15 protein-coding genes and 1 pseudogene are annotated in these 17,633 nt (G+C 60.2%); 4 read left to right on the forward strand and 12 right to left on the reverse strand.

Annotation, left to right across the window (positions count from 1 at the left end; all coding sequences use genetic code 11):
* Positions 1-193: 193 nt before the first annotated feature.
* From G5S47_RS08290 to G5S47_RS08315, 6 genes are all read right to left on the reverse strand, one after another.
* Positions 194-817, reverse strand: a complete 624-nt coding sequence (locus tag G5S47_RS08290) for a KpsF/GutQ family sugar-phosphate isomerase (protein ID WP_006680564.1) — start codon at positions 815-817, stop codon at positions 194-196.
* Positions 818-933: 116 nt separating this feature from the next.
* The gene (locus G5S47_RS08295; RefSeq protein ID WP_219585559.1) at positions 934-1,977 is read right to left on the reverse strand and encodes an ABC transporter permease; all 1,044 of its coding nucleotides are present in this window, start codon (positions 1,975-1,977) and stop codon (positions 934-936) included.
* Positions 1,977-2,987 (reverse strand): ABC transporter permease, encoded by a 1,011-nt coding sequence (locus tag G5S47_RS08300; RefSeq protein ID WP_006680566.1) that lies wholly within the window; start codon positions 2,985-2,987, stop codon positions 1,977-1,979. The genes G5S47_RS08295 and G5S47_RS08300 overlap by 1 nt, the downstream gene beginning before the upstream one ends.
* Positions 2,984-4,477, reverse strand: a complete 1,494-nt coding sequence (locus tag G5S47_RS08305; protein WP_006680567.1) for a sugar ABC transporter ATP-binding protein — start codon at positions 4,475-4,477, stop codon at positions 2,984-2,986. Before G5S47_RS08305 ends, G5S47_RS08300 begins: the two co-directional genes overlap by 4 nt.
* Positions 4,478-4,545: 68 nt before the next feature.
* The gene (locus tag G5S47_RS08310) at positions 4,546-5,595 is read right to left on the reverse strand and encodes a substrate-binding domain-containing protein (RefSeq protein ID WP_006680568.1); all 1,050 of its coding nucleotides are present in this window, start codon (positions 5,593-5,595) and stop codon (positions 4,546-4,548) included.
* A 36-nt stretch (positions 5,596-5,631) separates the two neighbouring features.
* Complete coding sequence (locus tag G5S47_RS08315) at positions 5,632-7,281, reverse strand: ribulokinase (RefSeq protein ID WP_006680569.1); 1,650 nt, start codon at positions 7,279-7,281, stop codon at positions 5,632-5,634.
* A gap of 104 nt (positions 7,282-7,385) precedes the next feature.
* On the opposite strand from G5S47_RS08315, the gene G5S47_RS08320 reads away from it, so the two are divergent.
* On the forward strand, positions 7,386-8,405 hold the full coding sequence (locus G5S47_RS08320) for a sugar-binding transcriptional regulator (RefSeq protein WP_083856923.1): 1,020 nt from the start codon (positions 7,386-7,388) through the stop codon (positions 8,403-8,405).
* 449 nt (positions 8,406-8,854) lie between these two features.
* A pseudogene (locus G5S47_RS08325) lies at positions 8,855-9,233 on the forward strand (helix-turn-helix domain-containing protein); the annotation flags it as partial.
* On the opposite strand, the gene G5S47_RS08330 reads toward G5S47_RS08325, so the two are convergent.
* From G5S47_RS08330 to xylA, 3 genes are all read right to left on the reverse strand, one after another.
* On the reverse strand, positions 9,170-9,475 hold the full coding sequence (locus tag G5S47_RS08330; protein WP_006680571.1) for a hypothetical protein: 306 nt from the start codon (positions 9,473-9,475) through the stop codon (positions 9,170-9,172). The pseudogene G5S47_RS08325 and the gene G5S47_RS08330 overlap by 64 nt on opposite strands.
* Positions 9,476-9,491: 16 nt before the next feature.
* On the reverse strand, positions 9,492-10,853 hold the full coding sequence (locus G5S47_RS08335) for a xylulokinase (RefSeq protein ID WP_006680572.1): 1,362 nt from the start codon (positions 10,851-10,853) through the stop codon (positions 9,492-9,494).
* Between the two features lie 123 nt (positions 10,854-10,976).
* The gene (xylA, locus tag G5S47_RS08340; RefSeq protein WP_103632883.1) at positions 10,977-12,329 is read right to left on the reverse strand and encodes a xylose isomerase; all 1,353 of its coding nucleotides are present in this window, start codon (positions 12,327-12,329) and stop codon (positions 10,977-10,979) included.
* 87 nt (positions 12,330-12,416) lie between these two features.
* Here xylA and G5S47_RS08345 point away from each other — a divergent pair, with 87 nt between their 5' ends.
* Both G5S47_RS08345 and G5S47_RS08350 read left to right on the forward strand, forming a co-directional pair.
* On the forward strand, positions 12,417-13,661 hold the full coding sequence (locus G5S47_RS08345; protein WP_219585560.1) for an ROK family transcriptional regulator: 1,245 nt from the start codon (positions 12,417-12,419) through the stop codon (positions 13,659-13,661).
* 74 nt (positions 13,662-13,735) lie between these two features.
* The gene (locus G5S47_RS08350; protein ID WP_219585561.1) at positions 13,736-14,758 is read left to right on the forward strand and encodes a LacI family DNA-binding transcriptional regulator; all 1,023 of its coding nucleotides are present in this window, start codon (positions 13,736-13,738) and stop codon (positions 14,756-14,758) included.
* A gap of 242 nt (positions 14,759-15,000) precedes the next feature.
* On the opposite strand, the gene G5S47_RS08355 is transcribed toward G5S47_RS08350, so the two are convergent.
* From G5S47_RS08355 to G5S47_RS08365, 3 genes are read right to left on the reverse strand one after another with little or no spacing between them, the layout of a single operon-like run.
* Positions 15,001-15,564, reverse strand: a complete 564-nt coding sequence (locus G5S47_RS08355; protein WP_006680577.1) for an RpiB/LacA/LacB family sugar-phosphate isomerase — start codon at positions 15,562-15,564, stop codon at positions 15,001-15,003.
* Positions 15,564-16,607, reverse strand: a complete 1,044-nt coding sequence (locus G5S47_RS08360; RefSeq protein ID WP_006680578.1) for an ABC transporter permease — start codon at positions 16,605-16,607, stop codon at positions 15,564-15,566. Before G5S47_RS08360 ends, G5S47_RS08355 begins: the two co-directional genes overlap by 1 nt.
* Before the next feature lie 14 nt (positions 16,608-16,621).
* Positions 16,622-17,632, reverse strand: coding sequence for an ABC transporter permease (locus tag G5S47_RS08365; protein ID WP_006680579.1), 1,011 nt, complete (start codon positions 17,630-17,632; stop codon positions 16,622-16,624).
* Between the last annotated feature and the right edge of the window lies 1 nt (position 17,633).

Consider the following 17,633-nt stretch of genomic DNA (forward strand, 5'->3'; position numbering starts at 1 on the left):
CACAACAACACCGCCCAAAGAATTCTCACCAGCCTCCACATCGACTCCACACCATAGATATGGGTCACTTAAGTTGCACGAGTCAGGTTCAACATCAGGATTCTCATCGATTCATTGAGGGCAATTCGAATATTGATGGGGGCGGTCCGCCGACGCGGACCGCCCCCATCGCTGAGTATTTTCCGGTCAGCACTCACTCCTGTTGAGACAGGCGCGCAAGCGTCTCCTCGGTATCCTTGCCGACCTTGCCGCTGGGGTGCAGGTAGAGCACTTCCTCCCAACCGAAGCCGCGACGCCCGCGAACGTACATCGCCATCGCATCCCCCCATGCACAGTTGGACAGAGTCGACCCCATGGCGAGCACGCCTTCCGGATCCCCCGACATGAACGGGGTAACGCACACGAGATCAGCCATTCGCTCCAGGGTCGACTCCGGGTAGCACGTGAGAACAACGATCTTCGCGCCCCGATGCTTCGAGCGATCGACGAATTCCGATAGCTCGTCGGATTCTCCGCCCTTGGAGATCGCGATGACGAGGTCTCTCCCTGTTACGACCCCCAGACTGCCGTGGAGACCGTCTGCGGGGTTCTGGTACAGCGCAGGCGTGCCGGTGACATTGAAGAGATGAGCCATGCGCCGAGCGATCGTGCCTGAAGTGCCCGATCCCGTGCACACCGTTTTCCCCTCCGTTGAAAGAATCGCCTCTGCCACCGCGACGAAGTCCTCATCGAGGCTCGCCGCCGTGTGCGCAACATCTTCGGCTTCTCGCATGATCAACGATCGGCACGCTTCAAGTAGTTCCTTATCGGCACTCATGTCCGACTCCTTTCCCCGACCCATCACGGCCAGAACACGATTGGTCGGGCTCATGCCCGACCTGAGTAGAGGCCGTGCGATTGATACGGCCCGACTCTCAGCTGTCGTTCACTCCTTCATGCAAAAGCGGCGACTCGATTGCGCGGGACCCCGTGTCGTCCCTTGTCCCGCGAAACACGTTCAGCTCGGTGCTTCACCTCCCACTGGACGACGAAGACGGACACGAGAATCAGGCCTTGGACGATCTGATAGATGTACGCCGAATAGCCGAGTGCATTGAGCCCGGAGGAGATCATCTGGAGGATGACGGCGGCGATAGCGGCACCGGGAATCGCCACTCGTCCGCCGAAGGGATTAACGCCGCCGAGAACGGCGATAGTGATCGCAAGCATGAGATAGGAGCCGCCGTAGCCCGCAGAGGCTGAAGCTGTTCTAGCGGCCATGAACACTCCTGCGAGCGACGAAAGGACCCCGCACAGGACATAGGTCTGCACGGTCACACCTACCCTGGAGATTCCCGAATAGTCAGTGGCTACGGGATTCTCGCCGAGCATCACTGCCCGTACGCCGAAGGAGGTGCGCCCCATGAGCAGGGCGACGACGACGACGACGACGAGGAATGCCCAGAACAGGAAGGGAATGCCCGCCAGAGTTCCTATTCCGAGAACATCGAGTTCAGGGGTGCCCCCGTAAAGGGGCTTTCCCTTCGTCAAAGCGATGGCGAGACCGAGGAAAATCTGCTGGGTTGCCAATGTGGCGAGAATCGGAGCGATTCTCACTTTCGCAACCAAGAGACCATTGATCGCTCCTGCGACTACCCCGACGACGAGCGCCGCACCGACGGCGATCAGAGTCGCAACAATCGATGGGAATTCCGCATCGACCAGCGCATCAGACAGGAAGAGGACGAGCAGAGCCGATAGATTCGCGACGGTCACCGTCGACAGGTCGATCCCTGCAGTAGTCATCGCCACTGAGATCGCGAGAGCCATCAATGCGATCTCCGGCACCGCGTAGGCGATGGAAGCGAGATTCAGCGACGAAAAGAAGGTCGCCGGAGCCGCCAATGAAAATGCGATCGCGAGAACCCCGGCCACTCCCAGGAGCCCGGCGGAGTAGCTGAAACGCGGCATGCGGTGAAGAACTTGAGAGGTGAGCATTACGCACCTGCCTCCTCGAGGATCTGCGGGCGACGAACGGCAAGAAGCGCAGACCGCGCCTGAACCGCTACGCCCAGGAGAATGACGAAGCCAATGACGAAGCTCTGCCAGTAGCTCGATACCCCGAGACGTACGAGCGAGTTCTGCGTCAAGGAGATGAGGAGAACACCCAGGAAGGTTCCCCGTACGGACCCGCGGCCCCCGGAATCAAGAGCACCACCGATCACGACGGCGGCGATGACGTTCATCTCCGTTCCAACAAGTTCGAACGGCGATGCGTGGCGCGACACGACCATGTGGACCATGCCGCCGAGGCCCGCCAGCACGCCCGCAAGAACGTAGATCCCCACTTGTACGCGTGCGACTTGGATGCCGATCCTGCGTGCCGCTTCCCGATCCCCGCCGATGGCGTAGATCGAGCGCCCGAATGTCGTTCGACTCAAGAGGAGGGCGACGAGCGCCGCGACGCCGAGCACGACGAGAACGGTGACGTTGATAGGGGATCCCCCTAGGCTCAGCACACTCGTGGCTCCGACGGAATCGAACAGTGTCGGTAATGTCGCCAGGTAAGTGGATCCGATGAAGGCGAGGAGCGCTCCTCGGATAATGACCTGAGTGCCGAGAGTCGCGACGAGCGTCTCAATGCGATAACGAGCGACGAGAAGCGCATTGAGGAGACCGAGCACTCCGCCCAGACCTGCAGCGGCGAGGAACGGCCAGACTCGGCCGTCCACTCCGCTGGAATTCATCACGGTGACCACCGTGTAACCGGAGAAGACGGCGATCGCCGTGAAGGAGACGTCCATTCCACCCGAGATGATGACGGGGAGGAGCCCCAGGGCGAGGGCCATCGTGACGATTCCCGACCTGATGATGTCCCCTGCGAAAGAGAGACTCATCTGTCCGGGTGAGATCACCGCCATGCCGACGAGGATCACGATAATGACGAGAAGAAGAATCCCCTCGTTGTTCCTGCCCCGCAGGGAACGAATGCTGAAGCCTGACTTCATTCTGCTTGAAACACCTCCTCGACGCGGTCCGTCGTGACCTCATCTCCGGCGAGTTCATCGACGAGCCGTCCGCGTCGCATGACGAGAACACGGTGACAGACCGAAACGAGCTCGGGGATGTCATCCGATATGAGTAGGACGCCCATTCCCGAAGCCGCGCGTTCCCGGAGAATGTCCATGATTGTGGCTTTGGCGCCGATGTCGACTCCGACTGTCGGACCGTTGAGAATGAGGACCCTCGGGTTCGTCGCGAAGCACTTCGCGAGAACGACCTTCTGCTGATTCCCTCCGGAGAGGGACGAGACGGGGTCCTTCGGCGATCCGACTTTGATACCAAGCTCCTCGATCTGTTGGTCCACGAGCTCGCGCGCACGGTTCCAGCGGATCCAACCCAGTGCGGAGGAGAGCGACGCAAGAGTCGAGGCGATGACATTATTGAGGATCGACTGCTTCAGGAAGACTCCTTGGGTCAAACGATCCGGCGGAACGTAGGCGATCCCTGCATCGAGAGCTGCGGCTGAGCCTCGGAATCGGACTACCTCCCCTCCTACGCTCACGCTTCCTCGATCCGTACGAATCTTGCCGACGACAGCTTCAGCGATTTCGGAACGACCTGAGCCGAGCAGACCGGTGATACCGACGATCTCCCCCTTCTTGACGTGGAAGGAGACGTCTTCAAAGAGACGATGGGCACTCAACGAATCGACACTCAAGACTTCCGGTTCGTCGGGAGCCAACGCGCTGACGCGGCGTTCCTCAGTCGCGACATAACCGAGAAGCGACTCTGCGAGCAGGTCGGGCGTGAATCGATCGCTCGGACTGTCCGCCACGACTTTTCCGTTGCGCATCACGACGATCCGATCCGAAACGGAAAGCACCTCATCAGTCTTATGAGAGACGAAGACGATGGCGACTCCCTGGTCACGCAGTTTGGCGACGATGCCGAAGAGGACCTGAACCTCTTTCCAGGTCAGGGCAGTCGTCGGCTCATCCATGAAGAGGACCTTGACGTCGCGGGCGAGAGCGCGAGCGATCGCGACGATCTGCCGGTCGGCAACAGTGAGGTCCTTGAGCTCAGCATCCAGATCCATCTCGACACCGAGTTCGTTCAGAACCCTCTTCGCCGTCTCGTGATCGATCCGAGGCTGGCGAGTGCGTCTCCCCTCCGCAACCCGTTCGCCGAAGCAAATGTTCTCGGCGACGGTGAGGTTGGGAAAGACCGACATGTCTTGGAAAATCACTTGGATTCCGAGGCGTATCGCGTCGAGCGCGCCAAGGCCGGTGACATCCGCTCCGTCCAGGAGAACGCGCCCTTCGCTCGGATGCTCAACTCCTGACAGTATCTTGATGAGCGTCGACTTCCCGCATCCGTTGGTTCCGGCGAGGCAGAGAACCTCCCCCCTGCGAATCGCGATCGATACGTCGTCGAGTGCAGTGACACCCCCGTATCTCTTCGTGATGCCCTTGGCCTCGAGAACGGCTTGAGACATGCCTACCCTCCCTTCATCGAGGGTCGGGGCAGTGCTGGCACCGCCCCGACCCCGCTCAAGGACGCCCGTCAGAACGGGTAGTCCTTGGTCGTTTCCTTGGTGATGTCGATCCAGGCGTTGCCGTAGAAGGTCGTCGGTGACTCCTTGTCCTGCGTGACCTTCTCGTAGCCCGGAACCCCCAGATCGGCGCCGTCCACGATTGATCCTCCATCGAGAATGATCTCGGCGGCTGCGAGCATCGCCTTGCCCTGGAGGGCGGGATCCCATCCGGTGATCACATCGACCGAACCGTCATCAATGAGGGAGCCGACGATCGCCGGAGTCGAGGTGCCGACGACGCAAGTCTGATCCTGCTTCCCAGCTTCCTGAATGGCACGACCGATACCAGCGACATCGGTGGACGCCGAACCGATGAAGCCCTTGATGTCGGGATAGCGCGCCAGAATCTCCTTGGTCCGCTGATAGGCGGTCTCCTGGGATTCATCCGAAGAGACCCTCTCCCCGATGCTCGTGATGTTCGGGTAGTCCTTGAGGTGCTCGGTGGCTCCATCGGCCCATTCGTTGTGCGACTTGACGGTGAGCGAGCCGACGAAGTGTGCGTATTGCCCACCGGCATCGCCCATGCAGGTGGCGAGCTGATCAAGCTGATGGGCGCCGTAGTCCTGGTTGACGAATGCCTCGACGTCGGCGTCGACGCCGTTCATGCCGGCGGCTTCGCCCGTGACGATGACGATCCCCGCCTGCTTCGCGCGCTGAATAACGTTCTCGAGGGATTCGGGGGAGTTCGGGACGATCGTCATCGCGGACGGCTTCTGGGCGATGAGATCGTTGATGATCGCGATCTGCTTCTCCTCGGAGGCGTCATCACCGGCGGTCTGAGTGACGCTGATGCCGTGCTCTTCCGCGTATTCTTCGTTACCGACCTGCATTCGGTTGAACCAGTCTCCGCCGGACAGCTTCACGACGTTGACGATGTTCCGGTCCCCGCTCGAAGCGGCGGGCGCCCCGGACTCCGCACCTGAATCGGCGGTACGGGCGCCCGTGGTCGAGCATGCTGACAAGGCGACGAGTGCCGCCAAGGAGACGAAGGCGACGGCGCCTTTCCTCTTCGTAGTCATGGTTATCCTTTCACCTGTGTTGTGTGGAAGCGACTGTCACTCGCGCCCTTGACGATGGAGAGTCCTCCACTCCTTCATGAGTTCGGGGTGTTCGACCCCGAACCAGTCATGCACGCTGCGCCAGCTCTGGCGCAGCCGTTCATACGCCGCGACCGCTTCGGTATCGGGCGTGTAGATCCGAGACGGAGCGCTGACGAGTGCCGCAGCTCGATCCCAGTCCTCGATCAGACCTGCGGCGAGGGCCCCGTGGAGGGCCGCTCCGAGCGCCGGCGTATTGGCGGATGCGCTGACTTCGATCTCGCGCCCTGTGACATCTGCGAGGATCTGCATGAGGAGGGGGCTCTTCTTCGACAGTCCTCCGCACGCGATGATCCGCTCGATCGCAATGCCGCATTCCTCGAAGGCTTCGAGTATCACCTGTTGACCGAAAGCCACTCCCTCGAGGAGGGCGCGATACAGATCGACGACGCTTGTCGTCAATGTGATTCCCGCGAAGACACCGGACAGATCCGCATTGATGAGGACGGACCGATTGCCGTTCAACCAGTCAAGGGCGACGACGCCTGTCGAGGCCGGCGCCAGCTTCTCCGCTTCGGCTTCCAGGTGGGCGAATAGGGATGAACGGGAAACGGGCTCGCCGCCGACCTGCGCCAAACGCAGCACGTCGACGAACCAGCTGAAAGCGTCGCCCACGCCCGCCTGCCCCGCCTCATACGCCCAGTGACCCGGAATGATGCCGTCACGAACAACACCTTGGATTCCTGCGACTCTTTCGTGACGCTCGTGCATGACGAGGTCGCACACGCTGGTTCCCATGACTGCGACGAGCGTTCCGGGTTTCGTGCAACCGACGCCGAGCAGCGCGACATGGGCATCCATATTGCCGATGGCGATGGGGAGGCCGGTTCGCAGACCGAGGCGCTCCGCCCATTCACCCGTGAGTCCGCCCGCGAAGTCGCCGGGATCGAGGAAGTCACGCCCGAGCCTCCCCAGGACTCCTGAGAATCCTGCTTCGACATCGTCGAGGACCGTCGCTTCCGGGTATCCCCCGCTTTCGACGCGATAAGACCCCTTGTATCCAGCAACGTGCCGACCTCGGACTTCATGCCCGACGAGCTGTGAAACGATCCAGTCCTCCTGTTCGATGAGAAGCTCCGCGCGATCCCAGACTTCAGGTGCACACCGCAGGATGAGCAGAGCCTTCGGCAGCATCCATTCGGGGGATAGCGCTCCTCCGTAGTCTTCAAGGAAATCCGGGGTATCGGCGAAGCGCCTATTGAGGTCCTCTGCGCAATCCTGGGAGGCATGATCCTTCCACAGCCTCGCCCAGGCCCAGGGGTTCTTTCGTAGGTCATCGAGACGAGAAAGCGGGGTCAGATCACGCCTTGCGGGCACGACGGTGCACGCGGTGGTGTCGATGCCCAAAGAAACGATGTCCGAGCCGTCGACGCCTGCCTCGCGAACCGCGCCCTGAATCGAATCAGCGAGGGCATCCATCCAGTCATCCGGGTCCTGAAGCGCCCATTGAGGGGGGAGAGCCTCACCTGTGACCCACAGTTCGCGATCCATGACGCCGTGGGTGTACATGGACACGGCGCTTCCGATCTCGTCTCCGGTCTCGAGATCGAGCAGGAGAGCCCGGGCAGACTCCGTTCCGAAATCGACTCCGCAGCCAATGCGCGACATCGCCACACCTCCGAGAGTTGCTCATTTGAGCGCTACATTACGCTCAGATAAACTAAAGATAGCTCCACTCACTTGTGAATGCAACACTTCTCTTATATGCTCATATGAGCATCTATGGAGAGGGGCCGGCGACAATGGAGACCTATGACGACGTATCCCCCTCGACAGAGCCCGACCGCGAAGGTCTCCTCGCTCGAATCGCACGCAGCTTCTACCTCGACGACATGAGCAAGGTGGAGATCGCCGCCCACTACGGAATCTCGCGCTTCAAGGTGGCTCGCCATCTTCAAGAGGCCTGCGAGCGAGGAATCGTCCGCATCACGATTCGCACGCCCAACGAACAAAGGACCGATCTCACGAGCGCTCTCGAAGGGCATCTCGGCATCTCCCATGTTCGACTCGTCCCCCCCTCGTCCGACATCGTCAAAGAACGTCAGGCACTCGGCGCGACAGCCGCAGAGATCCTCACGACCCATTTGCGCATGGGTCAACGGGTGGGATTCTCCTGGGGACGAACACTGCTACCGATCGCCGACTACCTGGGAGAGCTCCCCTCGGCGGAGTTCGTGCAACTCACCGGCGTCGTCGGCAACGATCCATCGAAGTCCCCGATCGAAATCATCGGAGCGATCAGCCGTCGCTCCGGATCCACCGCGAAAGCGCTAATTGCTCCCCTGTTCTCCGCATCGGCAACAGTGGTTCATGCCCTGCGTCAAGAACCGGCCGTCACCGAGGTTCTCGCACTCTACGAGAAGCTCGATATGGCCTTCCTGTCGGTGGGGTCATGGCGTCCGCGCGTGACTCAACTGGCTCAGCACATCAGCACTGCCGATCAGCTCGACCTTGATTCCAAAGGCGCCTGCGCAGACTTCGGCGGTCTCTTCTTCGACACGAAGGGCCGCTATGTGGATACCCCGATCAACGAATGCAGACTCTCCGTCAGCGTCGAACAGCTTCTCGCCACTCCGATGGTGGTCGCTGTCGCCGGACAGATCGAGAAGGTCCACGCGATCCATTCCGTGTGTTCATCGGGCTTGGCGACCCACCTTGTGACGACAACGGAGGTCGCTGAAGCACTCCTGGACATGGATCCCATCACGAAGACCGCGTACCAACGAAACTGAGCAATGTATCAGCACTGGGCCGAAACGACGCGTCCCGTGTCGGCTGCGCTTCAACCTTTTCCCAACTCGAAACGGAAATAGAAAGCAGGTGAGCTCTTCCCCTGCCCGGGAAGGCGCGAGCCATCGAGTCGATCGCTCGATCCGGGGTGATCTCCGCGCTCATCACGACAGATGAAGTCGCCCTCGATATCTTGGAGCGGAATTCGCCTGAGCCCGCGTCAAGAATCTGAGCGGCCGTGGGAGCTCCCCGCCGATCCGCGCGCGCCCACGCTCCGGAACGCACACTCGACACCCCTCGTGCCCGCCGAGCCACGCCGAGAGTACGAGCCGGTAAAGATCAGGTCCGGCTAGCTGTACTTCCTCGGGAGGTTGTGAACGGCGTGGATAGGTGAAGGCCTCCTTGGCAGGATGTGGGTTACCACACTCGCAACCTGTACAAGGAGGCCTTCGTGACACACGCTAATGCACCGTTGACGCCGGAGGGAAGGCGCCGCCTGGCGTCCTTGGTGGTTGATGAGGGGTGGCCGATGCGCCGGGCCGCCGAACGGTTCGGATGCTCGCCGGCAACGGTCAAGCGGTGGGTGGACCGGTATCGGGCGGGCGCGCCCCTTTCCGACCGGTCCTCCCGCCCCAATCACTGCCCCACCCGCCTGCCCAAGCGCGTCGAGCGGCGCATCATCGCCTTGCGTTTCACTCGCCACTGGGGCCTGCATCGCCTACCACCTGCATTTGGCCCGCTCCACGGTCGGGCGGGTCCTGAACCGCTACCACATGCCGCTCCTCGCGCACGTCGACCGGGCCACAGGGCTCGCGGTGCGCAACTGCCCGTGCCGGTCGATGAGGCGGCCGATAGTGGGCCCGATGACGGCGCCGGCGATCGACATCACCGCCGCGGCGACGCCGGCGCTCGAGTAGGAGCCGTAGACGTCGCGCGCTCCGATGAGGAGGGCCATGTTCACCATCGCGTAGGGGAACTGGATGATGACCCCGCCGAGGAGGAAGCGGGCGACATGCGGACGGCGGAGGAGGGCCGCGTATGCGTGCAGCCCCCCTCCTTCACTCGAGGTCATTCGACTCCTTGACGATTCACTCGGTCTCGGCGAGCACCCGGGCGGCCTGCTTCGCCATACCGAGGGCGACGTATTCGCCGGGCTCGGGTAGTTCCACAACGGCATCTAGCATGTCTGCTGCCAGGGCCTGGACGGCTGTCGACTTCACGCCACCACCGACAATGAGCACCTTGTTCAACGGGACACCAAGCGCGCGCATGGCATCGAGCGCGTAGCGCATGAGGTTGAGCAGACCTTCAACCGTGGCGCGAGCAACGTGCGCACGGTCGGAGTTAGCCAACGTCATGCCGCGGAGCTCCGCCGTCGCATCGGGCAGGTTCGGGGTGCGTTCGCCTTCGAAGTAGGGGATCAGCTCGAGGCCTCCGGCATCCGGGACAGACAGGGCGTATTCGTCGAACTCTTTATAGTTCAGGCCGGTCACCTTCATCATCGCGTCGATAATGCGCGACGCATTGAGGGTGCACGCCAACGGTAGCCAGTTGCCCGATGCATCGGAGAATCCTGTCACCAGACCGGACGGATCAGCAACGGATGTTGCCGACACTGCTGCGACCACACCAGAGGTTCCGAGAGACAGCAGGGCACTGCCCGGCTCCAGGTCGACGCCCAGCGCAGAAGCAGCGTTATCGCCAGCGCCAGGGCCAAGGACAATGTCTCCCCAGCCACGCTCAGGGTCACCGTGACCGACCACGTCCCACGGACCAGCAATGGTCGGAAGAATGATAGAGGCAGCTGTGGCCTCGTCGATACGAAGCGCAGAGGCGAGAATATCGCGACGGTACGTCGGGGTCTCGCGTGCCATGTAGCCGGTGCCCGACGCGTCGGAGCGGTCGGTTGCCAGCTGGTCCAACGCGGGCTTGCCCATGATGCGCCAGGTCAGATAATCGTGCGGAAGGCAGATTGCGGCGATCTTGGCGACATTCTCGGGCTCGTTATCGGCGAGCCAACGCAACTTGGTGACGGTCAACGATGCGACGGGAACGGAACCCGTGGCCTCGGCCCACCATGCAGCGCCCTCAGAGCTGGCATCGTCGCGGTCATCGGTGCCACGTTCGCGAATAAGGTCGCGCGCAGCACCAGCCGAACGCGTGTCGTTCCACAGCAGGGCGGGACGGATGACGTTGCCGTCCTTATCCAGGCAGACCATGCCGTGCTGCTGACCGCCGACGGACAGGGCAGCCACATCGTCCAAACCGCCGGCACGTTCAAGGGCCTCCTCGAAGGCATCCCACCATTTTTCGGGATCAACTTCGGTGCCATCCGGGTGCGAGGCCTTGCCCTGGCGGACGATGGTGGACGTAGCGGGGTCGTAGATGACGACCTTGCAGGACTGGGTCGACGTATCAACACCGGCAACGTAGGGGCGAAGAGTGCTCATATATGCTCCAAAAGTAAGGGCTTTTCGAAGTGGCACCGATGCCACTTTTCCAAGCGAAGGAAGCGAAAGTACCCAAACGGGCGGTCACCAAAAGCTGGCGACCGCCCGTAAGGATAGTGTCGATCAGGCGCGGCCCAAAGTATCGACGATGTAGTTGTTAATCGTAGCCTTCACAGACTCGAGATGGTCCGACTTCGTGGCTGCAACAAGGTCAGCCTGCGGAATGTCAAGTGAGTGTGCTTCCAGCGAGGCGAGGGAGGCTGTGCCATCTTCGACCGTCGCACCGATGCCCGAATCGAAGGACGAGTAGCGCTCGGAGACGAGGTCTTCGATAAGTCCTTCTTCGTGCATGCGGGCTGCGACCAACAGGCCGGCTGCGTAGGAGTCCATGCCAACAACGTGGGCGCGGAACAGGTCCTCAGCGGTGAACGAGGTACGGCGCGGCTTGGCGTCAAAGTTCAGGCCACCGTGCGGGCCGATCTGGCCTTCTGCGAGGACCTCCCACATGACTGCGGTGGTCTCGTAGAGGTCTGACGGGAATTCGTCGATGTCCCAACCGATGAGCTTGTCGCCCTGGTTGGCATCGAGAGAACCGAGCATGCCAGCTTCGCGTGCCACGCGGATTTCGTGCTGGTAGGTGTGACCAGCAAGGTTGGCGTGGTTGCCTTCGAGGTTCAGCTTGAAGTGATCCTGCAGGCCGTAGGTCTGGAGGAAGGCGATGGTGGTTGCTGCGTCGAAATCGTACTGGTGGCTCGTCGGCTCCTTCGGCTTCGGCTCGAGCATGAACTGAGCTTCGAGACCGATTTCCTTGGCGTAGTCAACGCACATCTGGAACATTGCTGCGATGTGGTCCTGCTCGCGCTTGAGGTCAGTGTTCCACAGGTTCTCGTACCCTTCGCGACCGCCCCAGAACACGTAGTTCTCTGCGCCCAGGCGCTTGGCGATTTCCAGGGAGTGCTTCAGCTGTGCGCCGGCGTAGGAGTAGATCTCGGCGAACGGCGAGGTTGCTGCGCCGGAAACAAAGCGACGGTTGGTGAACAGTGAAGAGGTGTTCCACAGGAGCTTGACGCCGGTTTCCTTCTGCTTTGCTTCGATCGCATCGACAACCTTGTCGAGGTTTGCGTTGGTTTCGCGCAGGGTGTCGCCTTCGGGAGCGATGTCGCGGTCATGGAAGCAGAAGTAGTCAACGCCCAGCGCCTTGTAGAAGTCGAAGGCGTAGTCGACCTTGGCGAGTGCCAGATCGAGCGGCTTGGAGTACTTGCCATCGAAGGGGCGCTGCGCTGTGCCCTCACCGAAGGGGTCGACAAGTTCGGCCTGGAAGGAGTGCCAGTAGGCAACACCGAAGCGCAGCCATTCGCGCATGGTCTTGCCGGCGACCACTCGTTCGGCGTCGTAGTAGCGGAAGCCAAGACCCTGACGGAGCGACGATGTTCCGACGAAGGGGATCTTGTCGATGTTCCAGAGATTCTCAGACATGGTTGCCTCTCAGAGATTCAGAGATCGATATGATCGCTTTTGTTACATAACAAAACATACTGTGTGAAATGTACTAGAGTCAAGAGCATGGCAGCAGCAATTCGTCGACACACGTCGGTTTCCCAGCGAGCACCCCAGCGCCCGTCGGAGCGCGCAATGGCGGGCGTGAAGGCTGAAAGCCTGCGTGCATTGAACCTCTCCCTCGCCCTGCGACATATCCTTGCCGCCCCCGGAGAGATCTCCCGATCAGGAATTTCTCAAGCAACAGGCATTACGCGGGCCACCATCTCGCGCCTCGTCGATGAGCTTATCAACGCGGGCCTCGTTCTCGAACTTGAACCATCCATCGGCGGACGAGGTCGCCCAGCCAATCGACTCACACCAGCCCCAGGAAGGGCGGTCGCGCTGGGGCTCGAAGTCAATATTTCCGCCCTTGACGCTGTTATCATCGATCTGAGTGGCAACGAAATTGCACGAAATCGCATCGAAGGCGACTTTGCGAACTCCGATCACGTCGAAGTGATGACCTCATTGGCCGACATGGCACACGCTCTCGTCGAGGAACATCTTCCCGATGGAGCAATTTTCCTCGGCAGTGGATTGGCTCTTCCAGGCCTCGTATCCCCCGACCGACTGGCACTCGCACCCAACTTGGGATGGCGCGACATCCCCCTAGAAAAGCTGCTCGCTCCCCTATCAGACCTCTACCCTGCGATCGTTGCCAACGAAGCCGACCTGGCCGCCTTCGCTGTCGCACACCCACTTCCCGGCGTTCCCTCGGGGCCCGCGTCATTCGTCTACATATCGGGCGAAGTTGGCATCGGCGCCGGCATCATTGTCGACCATCGTCCGTTCAGCGGAGCACACGGGTGGTCCGGCGAAATCGGCCACATCTGCGCAGACCCTTCCGGCCCCCTCTGCTCGTGCGGGACTACCGGTTGCCTCGAGGCATACCTCGGTCTGCGCGCCCTCGCTGAGCGCTCCGGACTTGATCGCCACGCAACCGTTGAAGACATTCGCAAGGCGGCAGAAAACGGTTCGAAGCAAGCACGTGAAGCCCTCGAAGAAGGCGGAGCAGCCCTTGGTCGAGCGCTTTCAGCCGTCATCAACTCTGCGGACATCCCGCTGGTTCTGCTCGGCGGAATTGTCGCTGAACTGAGCGAATGGCTTGTGCCCGTAGCTGAAAAGGAAATCGAAACCCGCGTTCTTCAATACGCCTGGTCTCAGCCGAAACTCGAAGTAATCCGAGATTCCCAAGGTCTTGACTCGCGCGGAGCGGCATATCGAATTCTGCAGCGCTTGGTCGATGACCCCATGGCATGGACAGCATGACAAACTCCGCAGAACATCACGGTTTTCTTTCAGGGTGCCGCAATTTCACTCAATGTGCGGGTTAATCTGTATCCATGATCGGAGATGAGAAACCCCGCCCACGCCTTGTTGACGTCGCTCAAGCGGCAGGCGTTTCAGTTTCCACAGCTTCACGTGCTCTAGGACGAGGTTCCGAGCTCATCGGTGCGCAAACGCGCGACCACGTTCGAGAGGTCGCACGCAAACTTGGCTACAGAGTGAACCCCGTCGCCAGATCTCTTCGCCTAGCCAAAACGAAGCAGATCGGCATGCTCGTCCCTTCGATCTCCAACCCGTTCTACACGGACCTCATTGTTCAAGTCGAGCACCACTTATCCCAGCGCGGGCTCTCATTGCTCATTTCCGATGCGGAAATGTCTGTCACTACGGAAGACTTGAAGCTTCGCTCATTCGAAGGGGGTTCGGTAGACGGTCTGATCATCGTGCCCTGTCACGAATCTTTCTCAACGCCCTCCCTAGAGCGCGCGGCAGCCTTGGTGCCAACCGTCCAGCTCGACAGAGCCGTCTCTTTGCCTCACATCCCATTCGTTGGCGTTGACGACGCGCACGGCGTTCGCGAGGTTCTAGGACACCTGAAGGAACGCGGAGCACGTCGCATCGCGATGCTGTCGAATACGGGCTCTGATCTATCATCCGTTAGACGTGTGACCGAAGCGCGCCGGGCTACTCCCGAGTTCGGGATGGAACTTGCGGACAGCGATGTCCTTGAATGCAACCATTCCGTCGAATCAGCACGTAGCGCAGTTTCAACATTAATCAACGGGGGAAATCGCTGGGACGCGATCGTGTGTCTGAACGATCTTCTTGCCATCGGCGCAATTACAGAGCTCCGTCATCGTGGCTTCGGTATTCCCGAGGACATCATGGTCACCGGCTTTGACGATATTCAGTTCGCCGAACTGATGCGCCCATCAGTGACCACGCTACGCCAACCTCTTCCGGAAATTGCACGCCAGGGTGTAGAGCTTCTCCTTGACGAGTCGGACTCTGAGTTGCCCAAGCGTATCTTGGTTAAAGGTGAGCTGGTCATCCGGCAGTCGACGATCCCAGAATTTTAAACGGTCCGCAGCTGTACACAATCCCGAGGCTGAACAGGCCCAAGGGTTAAAAAGCCCAGAGTTTTTAGACCACCACTGTCTGAGCACGGTCGTCCGCGACCTTATCGGCATACTCGTACCGGCCTCGCGGCACCGTAGCACCTTGACCTATACAGCAATCGGCGGGCCCACCACTGTCATGATGGACCCGCCGATTTCAGTTCAGACGATGTTCAAACCGTCAGGATCTACGTATCTGAGGCTCAGTACGCAAGACCCTTCGGTTCGTCTGCCAGCACTGCCGACTGCGGGTTAACAACCTCGAAACCGTTTGCCTTATAGGCCTCGTAGTCGAAGTTCTCGCACTCGTCAAAGCCAATGCGGTGGTAGGCGTAGAAGCCTTCCCAATCTTCGTAACCGCTGCCAAGCTCCGACTCGAGGAATGCATCCGCCATGGCCATACCCTTACGTTCAGCGATGTAGAAAGCGCCCATGGCCAGCAGGTTTGCGCTGTTTGCGGCAGCTGCGCGACGAGCTGACGCAACGGATTCGCAGACGGCTGCGTGAACGTGAGGAACCTTTGAGGCTGCGATGTGGATACCCATGCCGGTGCCACAGAATGCCAGTGCTCGCTCGAATTCACCTTCGGCGATCTTCGCACCCAGAGCAAAACCGACTCTGTGATACATGGGAGTCTTATCAAGGTCCGGCGTAATGTCGGTGACGGTCCACCCACGATCCTGAAGGTGCTTCTTCACGGCCTCCTTCAGAGGGAAACCAGCGAAGTCGGCGCCGACGACAACGTGCTTGCTTCGTACGGTCTTCATTACTTCTTCCTTCCCGCAAGGAGGCCCTTGAAGGGGTTCTTGCCGTTGAATTCATTCATGCTGATAACGAACAGCAGGACGCCGCCCCAGATGAGGGGTCGGTAGAAATTGGAGATATTCGGGAACATGTTGAGGCCCGAAGACAGGACCTGCAGCACGAGGATCGCCATGACGACGCCGGCAATTCGACCACGGCCACCGTTGGGGTTCACGCCACCGAGGACGACGATCAGAACGGTCAGCAGTGTGTAGCTTGCGCCGTAGTCGGCCTTCGCGGAGTTGTAGTTCGCCAGCATGACAATGCCTGCGACGGCTGCCATGATGCCCGACAGGATGTAGGTGCGCATCAGCAAGCTGGTGATCTTCAGACCGGCAAAACGTGCCGCGGTTTCGTTCGTGCCAATCATCAGGATCTTGGTGCCAAAGCCGGTCAGGGTAAGGATCAGGCCGACGATGACGCAGCAGATGATGAAGATGACAAGCGGCATGGGGACAAGACCGCCCAGATGGGCTGCGAATACCGAACCGAATGCGTCGGGCACGCCTGAAACGGGCTTACCTTCAGTCAGGATGATGGCGACACCACCGAAGAGTTCGAGTGTGCCCAGTGTTGCGAGGATTGGTGGAATCTTCAGCATGGAGACGAGCATGCCGTTGATGGCACCGCAAATTGTGCCAACAAGCAGTGCGATAACCAGTGCGATCACGACGGCGAGACCTGCTTGGCCACCACCATCGCCGGTGAGCATTGCTCGCAGGACAAGGGCTGCGCTAATCGATGTCACGTTTGCGATTGCCACGACCGAGAGGTCGATGCCTGCGGTGAACATGGTCAGCATGACGCCCAGAGCCATCAGACCGAATTCAGGGAACTGGATTGCCATCGACTGCCAGGTACGCAGGGCGAAGAAGGGGCCCGGGCGAATCACGGCGAAGAAGATGAGGAGCAGAGCGAAGACGATGACGAGCCTCGTCATGTAGGCATCCTTCGTCATGAAGGACGGGAGTGCGAAAGAACGCTTCTTTACGGATTCAGTAGTCATTTCACGCTCTCCTTTCACAGAATCGAGGCTCGTTGCTTGCGGCTACGAGCAACCTGGATTGCTGAAACGCCGGTACCAACGATGATCAGCAGGCCGAGCGCGAAGCCCTGCCAGAAGGTGGGAATACCGGTCAGAATCATGGAGTTCTGAACGATGACGATCAGCAGGGTGCCAAGCACGACACCGGTCAGGGAGCCGGTACCACCGGTAATGGCGGTTCCACCAAGGACGACGGCCGCGATGACCATCATTTCCATACCAAGCAGGTTGGTCGGGTGCATCTGACCCATGGAAGTCGTACGAACCATGCCCGCGAGTGCGGCGATGACACCAACGATGACGTAGAGCCAGAACTTGGTGCGACGGACCTTGAAGCCTGCTCGTTCTGCTGCGGATTCATCGCCACCGATGGCGAAGATGCCACGACCGAACATCGTGTATCGGGTGATGAAGTAGGCAATGGCCAGGACAACCACGAAGATGAGGAAGCTGGTCGGCATCGCGGACTGGAGTCCGGATTGCGTGTTCGTCACCGTAAACAGTGAGCTAGCGCCGAAGGTCTTCATGGATTCGGGAATGTTCGGGATCTGCACCGAGTTCAGTGCGCCCTGCATGACACCGGAGAAGACGTTCGAGGTGCCGAGCGTGATGATCAGCGTGGGAACGGTCAGCCACGAGGTGAAGATACCGTTGAAGGCACCAAGCAGTGCACCAAGGAGCATTGCCATCAGGAAGGGGACGATGACCGGTCCGTTGAATCCCTGATCGACAAGGAAACGCGTAGTTGCGTAAACGGCAAGCGATGCGAGTGCCGGGAAGGACACGTCGATGCCACCAGAAACCAGAACAAGGTGGGCGGCGACGGCGAAGAGTCCGGGGACGACCATTGCGTTTGCCAGGTCAACAAGGTTGTTTGCCGTGAAGAACTGACCGCTTCGTGCCTGGATGACGAGTGCGAGGGCAACGATAACCAGGAAAACCCAGAATTCGTTGGCTCGCAGGATCTTTGTTTTAAGAGACGTCATG

This window comes from Schaalia turicensis, from assembly GCF_019380255.1.
Taxonomy (GTDB): domain Bacteria; phylum Actinomycetota; class Actinomycetes; order Actinomycetales; family Actinomycetaceae; genus Pauljensenia; species Pauljensenia turicensis_A.

What these genes read in the sequence shown, in the direction of transcription:
- G5S47_RS08290 (WP_006680564.1), bottom strand. Translation starts at nt 817, where the DNA reads ATGAGTGCCGATAAGGAACTACTTGAAGCGTGCCGATCGTTGATCATG.
- G5S47_RS08295 (WP_219585559.1), bottom strand. Translation starts at nt 1,977, where the DNA reads ATGCTCACCTCTCAAGTTCTTCACCGCATGCCGCGTTTCAGCTACTCC.
- G5S47_RS08300 (WP_006680566.1), bottom strand. Translation starts at nt 2,987, where the DNA reads ATGAAGTCAGGCTTCAGCATTCGTTCCCTGCGGGGCAGGAACAACGAG.
- G5S47_RS08305 (WP_006680567.1), bottom strand. Translation starts at nt 4,477, where the DNA reads ATGTCTCAAGCCGTTCTCGAGGCCAAGGGCATCACGAAGAGATACGGG.
- G5S47_RS08310 (WP_006680568.1), bottom strand. Translation starts at nt 5,595, where the DNA reads ATGACTACGAAGAGGAAAGGCGCCGTCGCCTTCGTCTCCTTGGCGGCA.
- G5S47_RS08315 (WP_006680569.1), bottom strand. Translation starts at nt 7,281, where the DNA reads ATGTCGCGCATTGGCTGCGGAGTCGATTTCGGAACGGAGTCTGCCCGG.
- G5S47_RS08320 (WP_083856923.1), top strand. Translation starts at nt 7,386, where the DNA reads ATGAGCATCTATGGAGAGGGGCCGGCGACAATGGAGACCTATGACGAC.
- G5S47_RS08330 (WP_006680571.1), bottom strand. Translation starts at nt 9,475, where the DNA reads ATGACCTCGAGTGAAGGAGGGGGGCTGCACGCATACGCGGCCCTCCTC.
- G5S47_RS08335 (WP_006680572.1), bottom strand. Translation starts at nt 10,853, where the DNA reads ATGAGCACTCTTCGCCCCTACGTTGCCGGTGTTGATACGTCGACCCAG.
- xylA (WP_103632883.1), bottom strand. Translation starts at nt 12,329, where the DNA reads ATGTCTGAGAATCTCTGGAACATCGACAAGATCCCCTTCGTCGGAACA.
- G5S47_RS08345 (WP_219585560.1), top strand. Translation starts at nt 12,417, where the DNA reads ATGGCAGCAGCAATTCGTCGACACACGTCGGTTTCCCAGCGAGCACCC.
- G5S47_RS08350 (WP_219585561.1), top strand. Translation starts at nt 13,736, where the DNA reads ATGATCGGAGATGAGAAACCCCGCCCACGCCTTGTTGACGTCGCTCAA.
- G5S47_RS08355 (WP_006680577.1), bottom strand. Translation starts at nt 15,564, where the DNA reads ATGAAGACCGTACGAAGCAAGCACGTTGTCGTCGGCGCCGACTTCGCT.
- G5S47_RS08360 (WP_006680578.1), bottom strand. Translation starts at nt 16,607, where the DNA reads ATGACTACTGAATCCGTAAAGAAGCGTTCTTTCGCACTCCCGTCCTTC.
- G5S47_RS08365 (WP_006680579.1), bottom strand. Translation starts at nt 17,632, where the DNA reads ATGACGTCTCTTAAAACAAAGATCCTGCGAGCCAACGAATTCTGGGTT.